Raw genomic sequence first — 19606 nt, 5'->3', positions numbered from 1 at the left:
ATCGGCCTTCCGTGATCCGAGGTGCAGCTCAGGTCGACGATGCGGAGTGCTCTCGACGCGATGCGGTCTTCGGGGTCAGCACGAAGCCTCGGTATCCGTCCGCGGCGACGCCGTCGCAGATCTCGGTGTAGCGGGGAAAACCACCGATGTAGGGCATGAACACGCGTGGCTTCCCGGGCACGTTGGCGCCCATGTACCAGGAATCAGCCGTTGGGAACAGGGTGTGGCCCGCGACCGCGTTGACGTGATCGACCCACGCATCTTCCGCCTCGACGGTGGCATCGATCGAGCCCAGATCTCGATCGCGGAGGTAGGCGATGCACTCAGCCACCCAGTCGACGTGCTGCTCGATCGCGACGAGCATGTTGACCAGCACCGACGGGCTCCCCGGCCCGGTGACCGCAAAGAGGTTGGGGAAGCCGGCCGTCATGATGCCGAGGTACGTGCGGGGCCCGGCGGCCCACTTGTCTCGCAGCGCCACCCCGTCGACGCCGGTGATCTCGGGGCCGAGGAGCGGGCCCGTCATCGCGTCGAACCCGGTCGCGAAGACGATGGCGTCCAGGACGTACTCCTCGGTCGAAGTGCGGATCCCCTTCGGGGTGATCTCGACGATCGGCGTCGACCGGACGTCGACCAGCGTCACGTCGTCGCGGTTGTACGTCGAGTAGTAGCCGGAGTCGAGGCACGGTCGTTTGGTCCCGAACGGGTGGTTCCGTGGCGACAGCCGCTCCGCGACATCCGCGTCCTTCACGATGTCCTGGATGCGCGACCGCGCGAACTCCGCCGCGGTGTTGTTGGCGTCGCGGTTGACGAGGAGGTCGTTGTAGGCCGAGACCATGCCGTACAGCGTCCCCGATTCCCACGCCGCGTCGAACTTCGCGCGCCGCGCGTCGGCGTCGACATCGAGCGCTGACTCCTCAGGCATCGGCACGACGACACCGGCGCGTGATTCGCGCATCGCCTGCCGGTGTTCCCGGTAGTGGGTCTTGCGAGCGTTGACCGCTCCCGGATCGAGGGGAGCGTTCTTGGCCGGCATCGTGAAGTTCGGGGTCCGCTGGAACACCGTGACGTGCGCAGCCTGCTCGGCAATGAGCGGGATCGACTGGATGCCCGACGAGCCGGTGCCGATGACGCCGACCCGCAGACCTGCGAAGTCGACGCCCTCATGGGGCCACTGACCGGTGTGGAAGGTCGGGCCCCGGAAGGCGTCGATGCCGTCGACTTCGGGTCGCTTGGCTGCTGACAGGCAGCCGACAGCCATGACGCAGAACTGGGCCGACACCGTGTCGCCGCGCTCGGTCATGACGTGCCAGCGCTGGGCGAGGTCGTCCCACGCTGCCGCCGTGACCCGGGTCTCGAACTGGATGTCGCGGCGCAGGTCGAAGCGGTCGGCCACGTGGTCGATGTAGCGCAGGATCTCGGGCTGGGTGGCGTAGCGCTCCGACCAGGTCCACTCCTGTTCGAGCTCGGGCGAGAACGAGTAGCAGTAGTCCATCGACTCGACGTCGCAGCGCGCGCCCGGGTAGCGGTTCCACCACCAGGTCCCGCCGACGTCGCGAGCCACCTCGTAGCCCTGCAGGGTCAGCCCGAGCTGGCGCAGGCGGTGGTGCGCATACAGACCCGCGAAGCCCGCACCGACGATGACGGCGTCGACCTCGGCTCGACCCTTGCGCATGGCGCGATTCTCTCACCATCTGGCGGCGACTGTCCCGACGGTGACGCCGCCGGGGTTGTGCCCGCCGCCCGAGAGGGCCCTACCGCGGAGCCCGGGGCGTCCGAACCGGCGGCTCGTCGCGGCATGGGGGTCCGGGTCGGAGCTGGGCCCGATCTTCGGCGGGCTCGTGCCCGAGACCACCTTCGGGCGGGCCGCCGTGCCGAGTGAGGTGGCGCGCTGCGCTCACGCCGTGGGTGCGAGTCGCGGCGGCCGCGCCCGCAGGAGGACGATCAGGCTGCCGATGAGGAACGGCAGCACCGTGAGGTGGTACGCGACATCAGGAAGATCCCCGCCCGGTGCGGTGAAGTTCAAGCCCGACCAAGAAGCCGACGACCGCGAAGCCGTTCCCAGCCAGCCCGACGGCGCGGGCGCGGGCAGGCATCCGGAACATCGTGATCGCGGCGCCGACGAGGACGATGCCGATGACCGCCTCGGCGATCCCCGCATGGTCGGCATCGAACGGTGCCGAGCCGTGAACGTCGCCGGAGAGGTGCAGGATGGACGCGACCGCGAGCGTCGCCCCCTCGATGATCATCAGCGTCGCGATCCCGTGGACGACGCTTCGGTCATGGGACATTGCCGGGGCACGAGTCATGCCCTGATTGTCTCGGTTTCGTCGGAGCCGTCGTCGACCAGGCGCTGATTCGCGGTGGACGCCTCGGGTTGTAGGTCACCGACGTCGACTACCTCGTTCGTCGTACCCGTGGGCTCGTGAGGCAAGTCGACGCACGACGCGGCGACGCCCGGGATGGCGTCCTCGGGCGGTCACGCCGGCGGGCCCCGAGGTCGGGGCCGCTATCTCCGGCTCCGAGGCGTCGTCGGCGATCTGCCCGTCGCGGCCTTCGATCCGGCCTGCCCGCGGCGGCGTCGCGCCGACGAGGGTGCGTGGTCAGCCGAGGCGGTGGTCAGACCGGCGATGAGGCGCGCCGCCGCATCCTTGAAGCGGGCGACATCACCGTAGGGCCGAGCGACGAGCATGGCTCCTTCGAGGGCACCGACGATCATGCGGGCCGCGTCGCTCGGTGCGCCAGAGAACTGGAGGGTTCCGTCCTCTCGGCCCCGCTCGAGCACCGCCTCAAGCCATCTCTCGTTGTCGTCGAAGAAGCGAAGCAAGGCGGTGCGCATTGCCTCCGGCAGGGTCTCGTACTCGGCCGCCAGCATTCCGCACAGACACATGCGCCGCTGCTGCAGGACGTCGAGATAGAGGCTGGCGTAGCCATCGAGCTTGGCCCTCGCGTCGGGCTCGGCATCGAGCGCCAGCAGCGCCTCAGCGAAGCGCGTCGCGTAGCGCGCGACGAGAGCCTCGCCGAGCTCGCCCTTTCCGGGGAAGTGATAGTGAAGGGCGGCGGTCGTGATCTGCAGCTCAGCCGCGACGTCGCCGTAGCTGAAGCCGTTGAAGCCGCGGTTCTGCACCAGCCGCTCCGAGATGTCCAAGATCTGCGTCGACGTCTCGCCCTGGGCCACTCGACGTCCGGTCGGCATCGCGCTCCCTCAAGCTTCCCCTTGACACCTTACTTAGTAATAGGTAAAAGAGCAAGGGCTCGACCGGTAGCGAGGGGGAGGACCGAGCATGCAGGACACCGAGCATCGGAGCTTTGGGGCTCCGGACGAAACCCGCGAGTTCCCGAACGGGCACGCCGAGATCATGAAGATCGGCGGTGGCGAGGTCGGGCGCTTGGTATTCCAGCCCGGTTGGCGTTGGTCCAACGACGTGAAGCCCATCGCCAAGACCGAGAGCTGCACCGCCCCGCACTTCCAGTACCACGTGAGCGGGCAACTCGCGATCCGGATGGACGATGGGACCGAGTTCGTGGCGAGCCCTGGCGACGTCACCTCCTTGCCCAGCGGGCACGACGCGTGGGTCGTCGGCGACGAGCCGGTCGTGGTGGTCGACTGGTTCGGCTCGAGCAACTACGCGAAGTAGCGGCGGCGCATCGGCATGGGTGTGATCGAAATCGTCGGGGACTTTGGCCAGGCGTGGTCCGACCACGACCTCGAGGCGGCCCTGGCGCTCATAACCGACGACTGCGTCTTCGAGGCGACCGGGCCGGCTCCGGACGGCGTCCGCCATGTCGGACCCGACGAGATCCGTCGAGCGTGGAAGCCGATCTTCGACGATGAGAGCGCGACCTTCGAGGCCGAGGACACCTTCGCGCTCGACGATCGGGTCGTTCAGCGATGGCGGTACACGTGGGGCAGCGGGCACGTCCGCGGCGTCGATCTGTTTCGAGTTCGCGACGGCAAGGTGGCTGAGAAGCTGTCGTACGTCAAAGGCTGAGCCCGGCCGCCGCGGACCCGACGGGTGGGCGTTGCCGGCGCGATCCGGCGCAGTCCGACGCGGCTCCTGAGCACGGGGAAGTCGCCGACCGGCTCGGCGCACCGCGGGCAGAGACCGCCGTCTCGGAGCCGAACCCGCGGCCACCCGTGACGGCCCGCACCGGGGCGGGCGACCCGCCGGCGGGGCCTGGCGCCAGGCCCGGCCTCGCGCCGACTCGGCTTGGCAGGAATCATCATGAAAATGACATTGCTGCCAACAGCCCGGTCGCGGATGATGCGGCCATGGCCAGCGCCGCCCACCGAGTCGTGTTCGTCGGTTTCGACGGTTTCCAGCTCCTCGACCTTGCCGGTCCCCTCGAGGTGCTGCGTGCAGCGACCCGCCTCGGAGCCGAGCCGCCGTACGAGACCGTCGTCGCCAGCCCGGACGGCAGTCGAATCAGGTCCGAGAGCGGCGTCGAGGTCGGTGCCGACTGCTCGCTCGCCGACGTTGCCGCCGGGCGCCAGCGCGTGGACACCCTGGTCGTCGTCGGCGGGTCCGGCACCCGGGCCGCCCGGCGCGACGAGCGCCTCCTCGCCCATCTGGGCGCGGCCGCCGCAGGGGCGCGCCGGGTGACGTCGGTCTGCACCGGCTCCTGGCTGCTGGCCGCCGCGGGGCTGCTCGACGGGTACGAGGCAACGACCCACTGGGCGTCCTGCCCCGCCCTCGCCGATCGCCATCCCGCCGTCCAGGTGCTGGCCGATCGCATCTACGTCCGAGACCGCGACCGCTGGACGTCCGCCGGCGTCACCGCCGGCCTCGACCTCTTCCTCGCCGTCGTCGAGGAGGACCACGGCGGCGAGCTGGCCCACCAGGTCGCCGGGTGGCTCGTCGTCTTCGCGCGCCGACCCGGCGGCCAATCGCAGTTCAGCGCTCAGCTTCGTGCCCAGCCCGCAACGACACCGAGCATCGCCGAGCTCCAGCGATGGCTGACCGACCACCTCACCGAGGATCTCAGCGTCGAGGTCCTGGCGGCCCGGACCGCCATGAGCCCCCGGACCTTCGCTCGACGCTTCGTCCTGGAGACGGGCACGACGCCGGCGGCGTTCGTCGAGCAGCTCCGGGTCGAAGCGGCGCAGCGCCTGCTCCAGACCGCGGACCTGACCCTCGCCGCGGTCGCCCGCCAGGTGGGCATCCATCACGTCGAGACGCTCCACCGGGCGTTCCGGCGTCGCTGCGGGACGACCCCGGACCAGTACCGGCGGCACTTCGCCCGCCGAGCCTCGTGACCAGGAGGATCCATGCAGATCGCCATCGGCGTCTATCCGGGGTTTGCCGCGCTCGACGCCGTCGGCCCGTATGCCGTGCTCGCGAACCTGCCGGGCGCATCGGTCGTGCTCTGCGCCGAGCGGACCGGCCAGCTGACCGACGAGCATGGGCAGCTCCGCGTCGACATTGACCGCACCTTCGGCGACGTCCCCGCGCCCGATGTGCTCCTCGTTCCCGGTGGACTCGCCACGCGTCGGCTGGCTGCCGCCGGCACACCGATCGTCGAGTGGATCCGCGCCGCGCACGCGACGACGACCTACACCACGTCGGTCTGCACGGGCGCGCTCCTCCTCGGCGCCGCTGGGCTCCTCCAGGGCCGACGGGCGACGACCCACTGGTTGGCCTACGAGCACCTGCGCGCCCACGGTGCGGAACCGACGGAGGAGCGAGTCGTGACCGACGGCAAGGTCGTGACTGCGGCCGGCGTCTCGGCGGGCATCGACCTCGCGCTGGTGCTCGCCGGTCGTCTCGGCGGCCGAGAAGTAGCGCAGGCGATCCAGCTGGGGATCGAGTACGACCCCCAGCCCCCGTACGACGCCGGATCACCGTCGAAGGCGCCGAGCGCGATCCGCGACCTCGTCGCCGGGGTCATGGCAGAGGCCGAGGCGAGGGAGGTCCGGCCGGGATCCGTGCCGAGTGGTTCGTAGGTGATCGGGACGCGTCGACCATCGGCTTCGGTGATGTTGCGCGCGCGCCTGACACCGCCACACGGGATGAGCCTGGGTGGACCGTGCCCGTGCGCCCCGGGCCGGTGCGTCCCGTCCTGACCCCGCGGCCGAGCCGGACGCGCCGCGTCAGTCGAGCGAACGAACGGGCTCCAGCTCGTAGAGGAACTGGTACGCAAAGAGCGTGGGCCGAATCGTAAGGCCCACGCTGTCGAGTCGCTGGGCGAAATGGACCGAGCGCTCGGCCGAGTCCCTGCGCTCGGGCAGGCCCCGCTCCAGCACCTCGAGGGGGAGGCCCAGCGCCTCGCGGCGGCGGGTCTTGAAACCCTGGGCCGAAGCGAGCCGTTCGAAGCTCCGCCGAGTGAAGAAGCGCACGTGCCCGCGATCGAGGATTCCTCGCTGGTCGTAGTCGAACCCTCCGAAGAGGACGCGCAGCCTCGGGTACCAGTGCCCGAAGTTCGGAACCGTGATGACCACGGAGCCACCGGGGCGCAGGCAGTCCCTGGCGTTGACGAGGAGTAGCTCGGGCCGGCGAACGTAGGCGAGGACCTCCGCACCGAGAACGACGTCGTACCCGGTGCCCACCTCCGCGGGGACCCCGTCGTCGAGGTCGGCTCGGACGAAATGGTCGAGACGGTCCCGGACGCCGGGGTGCTCTTCGATGTCGATCCCAGTCACCTCGTGACCCTGCGCCCGAAGCGTCGATCCGAACTCACCGTTTCCGCATCCGAGGTCAAGGATGCGGCAGGGTCGTCGCGCGCTGAGCCAGGCTTGGATTCGCCCGTGGGACGTGTCCAGGCGCTGCGTCAGCGAGAACGCGTCGCCGGCGAACGCGGTCGCGCCCGAACCGAGGCCCATCTTGTGGGCTCGATACCGGAGCACGTCCAGCACGATGTCCTTGGCGTATCGGAAGCCGTTGACGTACGAGACCTCGTCGCCGTAGTAGGTGGGGATCGGGAGTTCGACGATCCGTTTTCCCGCCTCGTGCAGCTGGACGATGATCTCGCTGTCGAAGTCGTACTCGTCCGAGTTGCGAAGGAACGGTATGTCGCGCAGGGCCTCGACCTTGAAGGCGCGGTAGCCGCTGTGCCACTCGCTGAGCTCGGTGCCGACGACCGCGTTCTCGAAGCGGGTGAGAACACGGTTGCCCACGAACTTGTACAGGGGCATCCCGCCCCTCCGGGCACCCCCAGGCTCCATCATGCGCGAGCCGAACACGGCGTCACACTCATCGCGCTCGAGCGGGGCGACGATCTGTGGGAGGAACTCCGGGGCGTACTGCCCGTCACCGTGCAGCAGAACGACGATATCGAGGTCGTTCTCGATGGCCCACTGATAGCCAGCCTTCTGGTTCCCGCCGTAGCCCAGGTTGCGCGGCTGACGAATGACGGTGAGCGGGAAGCCGTCGGCGAGCTGCTTGTAGCCGAGACCGACGAGATAGGTGGAGTCCTCGCTCGCGTTGTCGCAGACGAGCACCTCGCTGATGCGTGGACGGAACTCCGACGGAATCCGGTCCAGCACCTGAGCGAGCGTGGACGCGACGTTGTAGGCCACGACGAGGATCCCGATTCGCTTCGTGGTCATCGCATCTGTGCCCGTCATGCGGTGTTCGTCATGCCTTCGAGGCGTCCACGCGCCCCCGCTCCCAGCCACGAAGGGTACTCAACGCGCGATGACCTGGTCGCCCTGGCCCGATCGTCAGTGCCACGCGGGATTTCCGCGGTAGGCTCCGCTCGTCGAAGCGCTCGCGACTGCACGGTGAGATGACCAAGGTAGTGATCCTGTGCGGTGGTCTGGGAACGCGTCTCAGGGAAGAGACCGAGTTCCGGCCCAAGCCGATGATCGAGATCGGTGGTCGGCCCATTCTGTGGCACATCATGAAGCTGTTTGCGTTCCACGGCCTCACGGATTTCATCCTGTGCATCGGGTACAAGGGACAGGTGATCAAGGACTACTTCCTCAACTACGAATCGTGGAACAGCGACTTCACGGTCACGCTGGGCGACCACTCCTCGGTTGAGTTCTACACGTCGCATCCCGAGGCCGGCTGGCGCGTGACGGTGGTGGACACCGGTACGGAGACCGCGACGGGCGCTCGCGTCAAACTGGTCGAGCCCTACCTCGACGGCGACTCGTTCCTGGTCACGTACGGGGACGGGGTCGCCGACGTCGACATCTCGAAGCTCCGCAGCTTTCACGCCGAACACGGGAAGATTGCGACGGTTACCACGACGCGACCGATCGCTCGCTTCGGCATCGTGGATCTGGACGAGGAGCGAGTCGTCCGGCGCTTCCGAGAGAAGCCCAAGAGCGAGGAGTGGGTGAACTCGGGCTTCTTCGTCTTTGACCGGCAGTTTCTCGACTACCTCGATCTGAACTCGGTGCTCGAGCGGGAGCCGCTGGAGGCGCTGGCCCGGGACCAGGAGCTCGTCGCGTACCAGCACGGCGGGTTCTTCCGCCCCATGGACACCTATCGCGAGTTCCTGCTGCTGAACGAGCTCTGGGCGAACGGAGACGCGCCGTGGGCGGTGTGGAAGCGATGAGCGACGGAAGCGCGGCGGCGCCAAGCCCCTGGGCCGGCGTGCCCGTCCTCGTGACCGGCGCGACGGGCATGGTCGGGTCCTGGTTGACCCGACGCCTGGTGGACGCGGACGCCACCGTGGCCGCCCTCGTCCTGGACGACGATCCCCGCTCGGAGCTGTACCGGAGCGGGACCGTTCGTTCGGTCTCGGTCGTCTCCGGCTGCCTCGAGGACCTGGCGACCCTCGAACGGGCCATCGTCAGTCACTCGATCGACACCGTCTTTCATCTCGGGGCGCAGACGATCGTCGCCGCCGCGCGGCGTTCGCCGCTCGCCACGTTCGAGACGAACGTCCGGGGTACCTGGAACGTTCTCGAGGCCTGCCGGCGTCACTCGGACCTCGTGCGCCGCGTCGTCGTCGCCTCGAGCGACAAGGCCTACGGCGAGGCGGCCGAGCTGCCGTACCGAGAGGACATGCCCCTCAACGGTCGCCAGCCCTACGAGGCGTCGAAGGCGTGCGCGGACCTCGCCACGCGCTCCTTTGCCGAGACGTACGGTCTGCCCGTCGCGACGACGCGGTTCGCCAACATCTACGGCGGCGGCGACTTGAACTGGTCGAGGCTCGTGCCCGGCACCATCCGCTCGCTCCTTCGAGGCGAGCGACCGGTGATCCGGAGCGACGGCACCTTTCGGCGCGACTACCTCTTCGTCGACGACGCGGTGGACGCGTATCTGCAGATCGCGGACGGGTTGCTCGAGCGCGACCTGTCCGGCGAGGTGTTCAACTTCAGTGATGAGGTGCCCCTGGCGGTGATGGAGATGTACGAGGCCGTCTGCGAGGCCGCCGGGTTCCGGGATATTGAGCCGCTGATCCTCGACGACGCTCCAGGCGAGATCCGCAACCAACACCTCTCGGCGAGGAAGGCGGCGTCGGTACTCGGCTGGAGCCCGCGCGTCGGTCTCAACGACGGTCTTCGCCGCACCGTCGCCTGGTATCGGGACTACTTCGGTGCCGGATCACGGGCGCGCCCGAGCAGAGCCGGCGTGACGTGAACGAGGGGAGCGACCTGCGCGCGCAGATCGCAGAGCTCGTCGCCCGGTACTACGAGGAGGCCTTCCCCGCCCAGGCGTTCGAGCCGGGGACCACGCCCGTTCCGGTGTCTGGCAAGGTCTTCGACAGCCGCGAGCTCACGCTCCTCGTTGAGGCGGCGCTCGACTTCTGGCTGACGACGGGTCGGTTCGCGGACTCGTTTGAGGCCCGGTTCGCCGAGTTCATCGGGATGCCGCACGCGCTGCTCTGCAACTCAGGCTCCTCGGCCAACCTCCTCGCCGTCAGCGCCCTGACGGCGCCCGAGCTGGGGGACCGCCGCCTGGTGCCGGGCGACGAGGTCATCACCTTGGCGTCGGGCTTCCCGACCACGGTCAACCCCCTGTACCAGCACCAGCTGGTTCCGGTGTTCGTCGACGTCGAGCTCGGCACGTACAACATCAAGGCTGGCGACCTCGAGGCCGCGGTCGGGCCCCGGACCAAAGCCATCATGGTCGCCCACACGCTCGGGAACCCGTTCGATCTCGACGCGGTGCGCCAGACGGCGGCGCGGCACGGCCTGTGGCTCGTCGAGGACAACTGTGACGCGGTCGGGGCTACGTACCGGGGGCGCCGCACCGGCTCGTTCGGAGACGTCGCGACGACGAGCTTCTACCCTGCCCACCACGTCACGATGGGGGAGGGCGGCTGCGTGCTCGTCCGGAGCGTGACGATGAAGAAGCTCGTCGAGTCGTTCCGTGACTGGGGTCGTGCCTGTTGGTGCGACCCCGGCAAGGTGAACACGTGCGGCCGTCGTTTCGACTGGAAGCTCGGTGATCTTCCGTACGGCTACGACCACAAGTACATCTACACGCACATCGGATACAACATGAAGCTCACCGACATGCAGGCCGCGGTGGGCGTCGCGCAGCTCGACAAGCTCACGCAGTTCATCGACGCCCGGCGGCGCAACTGGCGACGCCTGCGCGACGGCCTCGAGGGTCTCGACGCCCTCCTGCTGCCGCGGGCCACGCCCGGGAGCGACCCGAGCTGGTTCGGGTTCGCGATCTCCGTCAACCCGGATGCCGGCTTCGACCGCTTCGACCTGGTCCAGCACCTCGAGTCCCGTCGGATCGCTACCCGGCTGCTGTTCGGCGGGAACCTCATCCGCCAGCCGGCTTACGTCGACCAGCCGCGCCGGCTGGTCGGGCCGCTCACGAACACCGACTTCGTGGCGGACCGGACGTTCTGGGTCGGTGTCTTCCCCGGGCTGAGCGACGCGATGCTCGACTACGTGATCGAGGTGATCCGGGACTTCGTCGCCGCGCCGGTGCTCGCCCGACGCCGGACCCTCCGTGCGGGCTGACCCGACGTCCATCCCGGGGTGCGCGCACATTCGGCTCGAACGGTCGGACGACGAGCGGGGCACGTTCGTGAAGGTGTACCAGCGCAGCGTCGCCGACGCGATGGGATTTCGGGACACGGTGGCCGAGTTCTATTACTCGAGCTCCTCGAGGGGCGTCATCCGCGGCCTGCACTTTCAATGCCCGCCACACGACCACGCCAAGACCGTCGTCTGCATCGTCGGCTCGATGTTCGACGTCGTCGTCGACCTTCGGGTCGGCTCGCCCACCTACGCGCAGCACGCCACGTTCTCGCTCGACGCCCTCACCCCATCGGTCGTCCACGTCCCCGCCGGCTGCGCCCACGGCTTCCAGGCCTTGGCCGACGACACCCTGGTCGGTTACCTGGTCTCGACGGAGCACGAGCCCAGCCACGACAGCGGCGTCCGGTGGGACTCGGCCGGCGTCGAGTGGCCGCTGCCGGGCCCCGTGGTGTCGGCTCGTGACCGGTCGCTGCCGGCCGTGGGCGACCTGGTGAGCCCCTTTCAATACGAGCCAGAGCATGGCTGAGCAGCCCCGACCGACGGCGCTCGTGACCGGCGGGACCGGCTTCATCGGGCGGACGCTCGTGCGCCGGCTCAGCGGGGACGGATGGAGGATCCACGGGCTGGTCCGCAGCGCGGCCGGCGCCCCGCCGGCCGACGGCGTCGAGTGGCACCCGCTGCCGGTCGACACCGAGGAGCTGATCGGGCTGGTGCGGAGCCTGGCGCCGTCGGCGTGCTTTCACCTCGCCACCGACTTCCGGGCCCGGCACGAGCCGGCCGACGTGACCCCGATGATCGAGGCCAACGTCGCGATGGGCGCCCGTCTCGCGGAAGCCGTGACCCGAGCCAACCCGTGCCCGCTCGTGTACACGGGTACCGCCTGGCAGCACTTCGAGGGCCGCTCCTACAGCCCCACCTCCCTGTACGCCGCGACCAAGCAAGCGCTCGAGGACATCCTGGCCTTCTACGCCGAGGTCGACGGTCTGCCCGTCGCCACCGTCAACTTCTTCGACACCTACGGTCCCGACGACGCCAGGCCGAAGCTCGTGCCGACCCTCCTCCGGGCCGCGCGCACCGGACAGCCAGTTGACCTGTCCTCCGGCGAGCAGCTGATCGACCTGCTCCACGTCGACGACGCCGTCGAGTGCCTGCTCGCGGCCGCCGCGTACCTCGCCGCCGGCGGGGCGTCGCCGGCGGTGTTCTCGGCGCAGTCGGACACCCCGGTCACCGTGCGACGACTGGTCGACCTGCTTGGTGAGGCGACGGGCTGCACGATCCCGGTGCGTTGGGGCGCCCGGCCGAGCCGACCGCGCGAGATGCTCACGCCGTGGCGGTTCGCCACGCGCCCGCCGGGCTGGAGCCCCCGCATCCCGCTCGCGGCGGGCCTGCGATCGCTGGCCGCCATCGCGGGACCCGTCGCCCAGCGGCGGGCCGCCTCGCCCGCCCGGGCCGACGGGGGCCGGACCGCCTGAACCGGGCGCGCCGCGCACTCGAGATCCCGCACCGGCTACGGCCGGGAGCGGCGCCGCAGCGCGTCGCAGAGCGGCGTGTGGATCGGGCGGGACCGGATCGTCCCGAAGCCGCCCGCCGGGCCCGCCGCCGGAAGCGTCGCGCCGACGGAGAGGTCGTCGCCGGGAACGAGGGTGGCCGGCGCCGCGAGCAGGACGTGCCCGTTGAAGCTCACTTGAGCCGCCCGCAGCCGGGAGTCGAGCACGGCGTCCACCACGTTGGCGCGCCCCGGGCGAACGACCACGGGCTTGCTGACGAGCGCGGTCAACCCGCCGCTCTCGACCGAGAACTGCGCTCGGGTCGGGGTGAGCAGCTCGACGAGCAGCCGGTTCCGGTCCCTCGCCGATCCGATGCTCGCCAGCTCCTCGGGCGGGAAACGGGCCGAGGGGAAGACCACGCGGAGCCGGAAGAAACCGGTCGGATTCGCCCGCTCGATCGCGAACCACTGGCGGCTGTCCGACCAGTAGAGGCCGCCACAGCGACCGACGATGAACAGCTCGGCGAAGCTCCCTCGGGCCGGCAGGTCCCGACCGGTCCGGACCTTCCCGCGCGGGCCGCCCGGGATCCATCGGTCGACGTGTTGCTGGAACCCGATGAACCCGACCCGCTCGGTGCCCTGCGCGGGGAAGAGGAGCCGCTGGTAGTCGATCGCGAGCGCGAAGTTGATCCACAGCGACGCCACGGCCGCGAGCACGAGCACACTGCTGATCGCGGGTCGCGTCCACGAACGGCGCGGCCGCCGCGCCACCACGTCGAGCAGCCAGTAGAGCCCAACGAGGCTGGCGAGGATGATCCCAGGCAGGAAGTCGGCAAGGTACCGGTTCGCGACGTACGCGATCGTGACCGTGATGAGTCCGCCGACGAGGGCGCCAAGCAGCAGCGCGCGGAGGGCGGCCGGACTGCTTCCCGCCCTTCCGTCGTTCCGCCGATGGGTGGCCACCACGCCGATTCCGACCACGGTGAGCACCGCGAGGAGTGGCATGGAGGACGGGAAGCTCGACGACCAGTCCCGCGTGTCGAACGTGACGTGCCCCACGACCGTCGCCGCCCGTGGAAAGGTGACCCAGGGGAAGAGCGATTGGAACCTGAGCGCGTCGGGTCGCAGCATCTGGAGGAGCTGCGTCGGGACGAACTTCAGCCCAAACAGGCTCCCGCCGTTCGCCGCCAACGCGTGGCGTCGGACGGCGCTGACCTGGGTGTAGATCTGCTTGCTGAATGGCACGCTGAACGGCGTACCGAGGCGGACCTCGTTCGCGTACACGTAGAGCGCCACTGGGACCGCGATGGCTCCCGCCAGGGGTGCGAGCAGGGCTGGGCGTCCGGCCGCCTCCGGCACGGCCAGGACGCGGGCCGGGGCCTCCAGCGCGCGCCTCGTCGGCCGCCCCGCGCTGAGCCCGGCCGCCAGGTGGCGGAGCACGACGGCCGTGAGGATGAGGCCGAGGGCCAGGACCGGTCCCGCTCCGACCGAGCCGCGAGTGAGGAACGCCAGGCCGCTCCAGACGGCCACGAGCACCACGGCCCGGAGGGACGGACGGTCGAGGAACTCGAGCACCGCGTCGTAGGCGCCGAGCGCGAACGCGATCACCCAGAGCTCGGCCTCGTGGTAGACGACGGCTCGACTGCCGAGGAACAGCACGACCGAGCCCGTCGCGATGAGGAAGACCGAGGCGCCGACGGCCCAGAGCTCGAGGGTGGACACCGGCGCGGCACCGCGAACCAGCCCTCGGATCCGCCAGCTCAGGCGGGCGAAGAAGACGAGCGCCAGCGCGAATGCGACCAGCATCGAGATCTGGGTGAGCCGCCCGTCCAGGCTGTGCGTGATCGCCAGGATCGGCATCCGGAGGATCGCGGGCACCGGGCCGAAGTAGAGGTAGGTCTTCCCGTGGACGCGGAAGCCCTCGAACGCCACCTGGTTCCTTGGCACGCTCCAGCGCCCGTGCAGCAGGCTGCGGGCCTGGATGTCGTAGAGGTTGCCGAACGGCTCGGCGTGGAACGGGTCGAGCCGGCCCGCGGTCGCAACCCAATAGAAGAGTGGTGCGGCGAGGAGGCCGCCAGCCGCGGCTGCCCGTCGGAACCGAGTCCGCATCTGCACGAATCCCGCACGCGCGCTGAGTGCACTCCCCGCCGCCGTGCCAACCACGGCCGGTGAGGTTAGTGACTGCCCGGTGCGATCCCGAGTCCGCCTCGACGGCGGCCCGCGTCATCACGTCCCGCTCACGGCGGTGCTCGGTCGCGCGTCGACGGGCGGAGCTCGGGAACGCCGCGGTCCGGACGTTCGCGCGGAGCGTCGCGGCCGGCTCGGTCGTCGCGGCGCGCGGTGACGACCGAGTGGTGGCACGAGCGGCGTTTGTCTGCTAATCGTGGACGTGGGGAAGGCAGGGAGCAGTGATGAGTCGCCGGGACGCCGTCCCGTCGTCTCCGGTGATCTGTGGCATCGGCGCGGTCACCGGGTACGGCTGGGGCGCGAAGCACCTTTGGGACGGGCTGGTCACCGGCGAGTCGGCGGTGCGGCCCCAGCCCGGCTTCGGCTCGGCGTTCGACCAGGACGAGATCTGGCTCGCCATGATCCCCGAGGAGCCCGTCGCCACTCCCGGCGAGACCAAGTTCAGCCGCGCCCTCCACGCCGCCGCTCGCGAGGCGGTCGACGACGCGCGCGAGCGGGGGTGGCGTCCCGGCCCGACGGTCGGGCTCCTCCACGCCGTCGTCCTGTCCGAGGTCGAGCTCTGGCGCTCCTTCTACGGCCCCCGGGGCGGCAAGGTGTCCCGGCGCGAGTACATCCGCCTCATGCCCTCCACGCCGATCACCAGCCTCATGATCGAGCACGGGTTCCACGGGCCCTGCATGAACGTCGTGGCCATGTGCGCGTCCGGCAACGCCGCCCTCCTCACGGCGAAGATGTGGGTCGACGCCGGCGTCGTCGACGACGTCCTCGTCATCGCCACCGACGTGTCCGGGACGCCCGAGAACGCGCGCCCCTTCGTCGACCTCGGCGTCGTGGTCGTGGACCGGCCGCCGCTCGACGCCTGCCGACCGTTCCAGGAGGGCAGCCGGGGCTTCGTCGGCGGCGAGGCGTCGGTCGGGCTCGTGGTCTCCGGGCGCCCCGACGGCGCCTACGCGAGGCTGCGGGGCGGGGCCATGAGCCACGACGCCCACCACGCCATCTCGCTGGCGGGCAAGCCCGACCAGATCGCGTCGTGCTACCGGACCGCCCTCGGGAACGCCGGCGTGGCCGCCGACGAGGTCGTCTACTTCAACGCCCACGGCCCCGGCACCCGCCAGTGCGACCGAGCCGAGGCGAGCCTCTTCGACGAGCTGTTCCCGTCCGCCGCCGGCATCTTCTCGTTCAAGCCCCTCGTCGGGCACTGCCAGGCCGCCGCGGCCGCGGTCGAGGTGGCGATCTCGTGCCTCTCCTACGAGCGGGGGATCATCCCGGCCCCGCCCGCCGTCGCCCCCGGGCACCCGCGGCTGGTCTCGGGCTCAACGGCCCGGCAGCCGGGCATCACCTTCAAGTCCTCGATCGGGATGGGCGGCTACAACACCGCCGTCCTCCTCGACGAGCCCGGCTGCTGAGCGCGCGAGGCATCCCACTCTCCGTGCTAGGGTGACGTCCCTCTTGGGGCCGGTGAGGCTCCTGTGACTCAGCAGGCCAAGCCGGCTGTTAACCGGCGGGGGGTCCTGGTCGAGTCCTATGGGCATCGAGGCGCACACGGAACTGACCGCCGCCGACGCGGGCCCGGTCGCGGGGCTCGACCAGCTCGAGTCCTTCGCGCGCCTGTGGCGGGTGGCGACCTTCGAGTACGACGTCGCCGAGGACGTCGTCTACTGGTTCGACGAGCCGAAGGCGGCCCTGAACCTGTCCGAGGACGCCACCGCGGCGCTGCTCGAGCCCATCCTCGTCGCCGTGCGACACGGGGCGCCCTGGGAGCACTACGACCTCGATCGGACCCTCGAGGACCTCGCCGGCGACCCCGTCGACCTGCGGGTCCAGGCCCGGCTGCTGCGCGGCCCGAGCGGCGACATCGCCGGCTTCGTCGGCATCATCACTGACGTCTCGGAGCAGCACCGGACCGAGCAGGCGCTCCGGGGCGTCATCGACCGCTACCGCCGGCTCGTCGACCTCATCCCGGACCCGATCGTCGTCCACCAGGACGGCCTGGTGCGGTTCATGAACCCCGCCGGCCTGAAGATGGCCGGGCTCCGGAACCTCGACGAGCTCGTCGACCGCCCGATCCTGGACTTCGTCCACCCGTCGTCGCTCGACGACACCCTCGAGCGGATCGGTCGGCTCACCGAGCCCGGGATGGTGTCCGAGCCGGCCGAGGCGATGCTCATCCGGCCGGACGGCAAGCCCACGGTGATCGAGTCGATCAGCGTGCGGACGGAGTGGGACGGGCGACCCGCCTACCAGGTCATCCTCCGGAACATCACCGAGCGCCGCCGGGCCGACGCCGCGCTCCGCTACCGGGCCAGCCTCATCACCCACGTGTCGGACGCGGTCGTGGCGTCCGACGGCGAGGGGGTCGTGCGGGGCTGGAACCCCGCCGCCGAGGTCCTCTACGGCCGTCCCGCGACCGACGCCATCGGCCGGGCCGCCAGCGAGGTCCTCGGCCCGGGCGCGGTCGACGGCGCCGGCCGGACTCGCGCCGGCGAGGTCGAGCACCGGCGGGCGGACGGCTCGTCGCTCAGCGTCTTCGTGTCGGTCGCCCCGGTCCGGGACGAGATGGGCGAGGACGCCGGGACCGTCGCGGTGTGCACGGACCTCACCGAGCGCCTCGAGCTCCAGGCGGCCGAGGCCCGGTACAGCGCGGTGGTGGCGGCGCTCGACGAGGGGGTCATCGTCGTCGATCAGGACCAGACGATCGTCTCGGTGAACTCGTCGGCCCGGGCCATGCTCGGGAGCTGGCTCGACGTCGGCCTCCAGGCCACCGACCTCTTCGACCGCTGGCCGATGGTGGCGGAGACGGGGGTCCCGCTCCCGTCGGCCTCCCATCCCCTCGCCATCGCCCTCCGCACCAAGCGCCCGCAGAGCCGGGTCGTGATCGGCCTCGTGACCGGCGACGACACCCGATGGTTCTCGGTCAGCGCCCAGCCGCTCGCCCGCGACCAGCGGAAGCACGGCGACGCGGTCGTCTGCTCGTTCTCGGAGATCACGGCCCGGAAGCGGGTCGAGGACGAGCTCGGCTTCCAGGCCACCCACGACCCGCTCACCCGCCTGCCGAATCGGGACCTTCTGCTCGAGGCGCTCGCGAGCTCGGCGGGGAACGGCAGCCGGAACCGCGCCGGTGCCGTCCTCATGGTCGACCTCGACCGGTTCAAGATCGTGAACGACACCTTCGGCCACGCCGTGGGCGACCGGGTGCTCCAGCTCATCGGGACCCGGATCGCGGCCGTCGTCGGCGACACCGGCCGGCTCGGGCGGCTCGCCGGTGACGAGTTCGTCGTCGTCTGCCCCGGCACCGACCCCGCCGACGTGCGGGAGCTCGCCGATCGGATCAGCGAAGCGGTCCGCGAGCCGCTGCGCCTGCCGTCGGGCCGGGAGCTGGTGGTGACGGCGAGCGTTGGCATCGCGTACGCCGGTGCCGGCGAAGGAACGCCGGAGGTCGCCCTGTCGCACGCCGACGTGGCGATGTACCGGGCCAAGGACCTGGGGCGGGCGCGCATCGAGGTCTTCGACGACGAGCTGCGCTCCGTCGTGTCCCGGAGGCTGCTCATCAACGAGGGCCTCCGGTCCGCCGTCGACGCCCACGAGATCTGCGCCCACTACCAGCCCATCGTCACCGCCGACGGCACCGTCTGCGGCGTCGAGGCCCTGGCTCGCTGGGAGCACCACACCCTGGGTCAGATCAGCCCGACCGAGTTCATCCCGGTCGCCGAGGACAACGGCCTGATGGTCGCGCTCGGGACCCACATCCTCCAGACCGCCTGCGCCGACGTGGTCCGCTGGGAGCGGGCGCGGCACGGCCCCGCCGAGCTGACCCTGAACGTGAACCTGTCGCCTCGACAGCTCGTCGATCCCGGGCTCGTCCCCACGATCGCGAGCATCCTCGAGGCCACCGAGCTCCCGGCCCATCGGCTCTGGCTCGAAGTCACGGAATCGGTGTTCCTGGAGGACGCCAACTACATCTCGAAGGCGCTCGCCGACCTCCGAGCGGTCGGCGTCCACTTCGCCATCGACGACTTCGGGACCGGCTACTCGTCGCTCGCCTACCTCAAGCGCTTCCCGGTGGAGGCCCTGAAGATCGACCGCTCGTTCGTGGAGGGCCTCGGGAGCGAGTCCGAGTCCGAGGCCATCGTGCAGGCGATCATCGGGCTCGCGCAGTCGCTGCACCTCCGGACGATCGCCGAGGGTGTCGAGCGACCGGAGCAAGCGAAACGGCTGGTGGAGCTCGGCTGCGACTTCCTCCAGGGCCACCTCATCGGCAGGCCCGTCGCGTCCCACCTCCTCCGGTTCCCGATCGACTCGCCGCTCCGTCACCGCTGACGGTCCCGTCGCACGCACGCGCCGAGTCGACGTCGACCGCCGGACCGGCGTCTGGCCCGGGTCGCCGACCGGTCGCTCGCTAGGCTGCCGCCCGCCGATGGGGAGAGGCGCTGCGAGCCGTGCTGGACGACCGTGATCGCACGCGGGGCGCGCCGTCCGGGGAGGGTCCCGCCGCCGGGCTGAGGCCGCGATCCGAGCGCCCAGCCCGATGACGACTTCGACCGCGCCCGTGTCCCGGCCGAGGCCCAGCTTCGCACGCGTCCTCCTCCTCATCGTCCTCTGCGCCCTCGCGGTGCGCGTCGCCTACGTGCTCAGCGTCACCCGGTACGACCACGGGTTCTACGACGCCGTCTTCTACCGGCTCGAGGCGAACACGGTGGCGGACGGCCGCGGCTTCGTCTACCCCCTGCCCGCCTCCGTGGGCGGCCAGCCCGCGGCCGACCACCCCCCGCTCACGACGCTCGTCCTCGTCCCCGCCGCGGAGCTCCCGGGCGACAGCCAGCTGTGGATGCGGTTCACGATGGCGCTGCTCGGGACGGCGGTCGTCGCTCTGGTCGCACTGCTCGGCCGAGAAGTCCGCGGCGCCCGCCTCGGGCTCGTCGCCGGCGGCGTCGCCGCCGTCTACCCGAACCTGTGGATGAACGACGGCCTCCTGATGTCGGAGACCCTCGCCGCCCTGACGAGCGTCGCCGCGCTGCTGCTCGCCTACCGACTCCTCC

At 70.6% G+C, this 19606-nt stretch carries 17 protein-coding genes; 12 read left to right on the top strand and 5 right to left on the bottom strand.

The window, feature by feature from the left end; all coding sequences use genetic code 11:
• Window positions 1–28 precede the first annotated feature (28 nt).
• The 3 genes from VG869_09555 to VG869_09545 all read right to left on the bottom strand — a co-directional run bounded on the left by VG869_09555 (window position 29) and on the right by VG869_09545 (window position 3196).
• Window positions 29–1675: an NAD(P)/FAD-dependent oxidoreductase gene (locus tag VG869_09555; protein HEV3451439.1), complete on the bottom strand. Its 1647-nt coding sequence runs from the start codon at window positions 1673–1675 to the stop codon at window positions 29–31.
• Window positions 1676–1991: 316 nt separating this feature from the next.
• On the bottom strand, window positions 1992–2309 hold the full coding sequence (locus VG869_09550) for a hypothetical protein (protein ID HEV3451438.1): 318 nt from the start codon (window positions 2307–2309) through the stop codon (window positions 1992–1994).
• Between the two features lie 200 nt (window positions 2310–2509).
• Window positions 2510–3196 (bottom strand): TetR/AcrR family transcriptional regulator, encoded by a 687-nt coding sequence (locus VG869_09545; GenBank protein HEV3451437.1) that lies wholly within the window; start codon window positions 3194–3196, stop codon window positions 2510–2512.
• Between the two features lie 88 nt (window positions 3197–3284).
• On the opposite strand from VG869_09545, the gene VG869_09540 reads away from it, so the two are divergent.
• The 4 genes from VG869_09540 to VG869_09525 all read left to right on the top strand — a co-directional run bounded on the left by VG869_09540 (window position 3285) and on the right by VG869_09525 (window position 5944).
• Entirely contained in the window at window positions 3285–3638 is a 354-nt protein-coding gene (locus VG869_09540; GenBank protein ID HEV3451436.1) for a cupin domain-containing protein, read from the top strand.
• 15 nt (window positions 3639–3653) lie between these two features.
• Window positions 3654–3992 carry a nuclear transport factor 2 family protein gene (locus VG869_09535; protein HEV3451435.1) on the top strand — a complete coding sequence of 113 codons (339 nt, stop codon included), beginning with the start codon at window positions 3654–3656 and terminating at the stop codon, window positions 3990–3992.
• A 281-nt stretch (window positions 3993–4273) separates the two neighbouring features.
• Window positions 4274–5257: a GlxA family transcriptional regulator gene (locus tag VG869_09530; GenBank protein ID HEV3451434.1), complete on the top strand. Its 984-nt coding sequence runs from the start codon at window positions 4274–4276 to the stop codon at window positions 5255–5257.
• Window positions 5258–5269: 12 nt separating this feature from the next.
• Window positions 5270–5944, top strand: a complete 675-nt coding sequence (locus tag VG869_09525) for a DJ-1/PfpI family protein (GenBank protein ID HEV3451433.1) — start codon at window positions 5270–5272, stop codon at window positions 5942–5944.
• Between the two features lie 147 nt (window positions 5945–6091).
• Here VG869_09525 and VG869_09520 read toward each other — a convergent pair whose 3' ends face one another.
• Window positions 6092–7564, bottom strand: coding sequence for a bifunctional glycosyltransferase/class I SAM-dependent methyltransferase (locus VG869_09520; GenBank protein ID HEV3451432.1), 1473 nt, complete (start codon window positions 7562–7564; stop codon window positions 6092–6094).
• Between the two features lie 161 nt (window positions 7565–7725).
• Here VG869_09520 and rfbF point away from each other — a divergent pair, with 161 nt between their 5' ends.
• Genes rfbF through VG869_09495 form a run of 5 tightly spaced genes read left to right on the top strand, consistent with a single transcriptional unit; the run spans window position 7726 to window position 12369 of the window.
• Window positions 7726–8505 carry a glucose-1-phosphate cytidylyltransferase gene (gene rfbF / locus VG869_09515; protein ID HEV3451431.1) on the top strand — a complete coding sequence of 260 codons (780 nt, stop codon included), beginning with the start codon at window positions 7726–7728 and terminating at the stop codon, window positions 8503–8505.
• A complete protein-coding gene (locus VG869_09510; GenBank protein ID HEV3451430.1) occupies window positions 8502–9536 on the top strand; it encodes an NAD-dependent epimerase/dehydratase family protein in 1035 nt (344 codons plus the stop codon). Before rfbF ends, VG869_09510 begins: the two co-directional genes overlap by 4 nt.
• A complete protein-coding gene (gene rfbH, locus VG869_09505; protein ID HEV3451429.1) occupies window positions 9533–10876 on the top strand; it encodes a lipopolysaccharide biosynthesis protein RfbH in 1344 nt (447 codons plus the stop codon). Before VG869_09510 ends, rfbH begins: the two co-directional genes overlap by 4 nt.
• A complete protein-coding gene (locus tag VG869_09500) occupies window positions 10866–11423 on the top strand; it encodes a dTDP-4-dehydrorhamnose 3,5-epimerase family protein (protein HEV3451428.1) in 558 nt (185 codons plus the stop codon). The genes rfbH and VG869_09500 overlap by 11 nt, the downstream gene beginning before the upstream one ends.
• Entirely contained in the window at window positions 11416–12369 is a 954-nt protein-coding gene (locus VG869_09495; GenBank protein ID HEV3451427.1) for an NAD(P)-dependent oxidoreductase, read from the top strand. Before VG869_09500 ends, VG869_09495 begins: the two co-directional genes overlap by 8 nt.
• 35 nt (window positions 12370–12404) lie before the next feature.
• Here the strand turns inward: VG869_09495 and VG869_09490 are convergent, their stop codons facing one another.
• On the bottom strand, window positions 12405–14546 hold the full coding sequence (locus VG869_09490) for a hypothetical protein (protein HEV3451426.1): 2142 nt from the start codon (window positions 14544–14546) through the stop codon (window positions 12405–12407).
• 281 nt (window positions 14547–14827) lie between these two features.
• Between VG869_09490 and VG869_09485 the strand changes: the two genes are divergently transcribed.
• From VG869_09485 to VG869_09475, 3 genes are all read left to right on the top strand, one after another.
• Window positions 14828–15976: a beta-ketoacyl synthase N-terminal-like domain-containing protein gene (locus VG869_09485; protein ID HEV3451425.1), complete on the top strand. Its 1149-nt coding sequence runs from the start codon at window positions 14828–14830 to the stop codon at window positions 15974–15976.
• A gap of 118 nt (window positions 15977–16094) precedes the next feature.
• Window positions 16095–18887 carry an EAL domain-containing protein gene (locus VG869_09480; protein HEV3451424.1) on the top strand — a complete coding sequence of 931 codons (2793 nt, stop codon included), beginning with the start codon at window positions 16095–16097 and terminating at the stop codon, window positions 18885–18887.
• A 208-nt stretch (window positions 18888–19095) separates the two neighbouring features.
• The coding region (locus VG869_09475) for a glycosyltransferase family 39 protein (protein ID HEV3451423.1) at window positions 19096–19606 on the top strand (511 nt) is incomplete at its 3' end.

Source organism: Acidimicrobiia bacterium (assembly GCA_035948415.1).
Taxonomy (GTDB): domain Bacteria; phylum Actinomycetota; class Acidimicrobiia; order IMCC26256; family PALSA-555; genus PALSA-555.
This window is presented reverse-complemented; position numbering and strand designations above follow the sequence as displayed.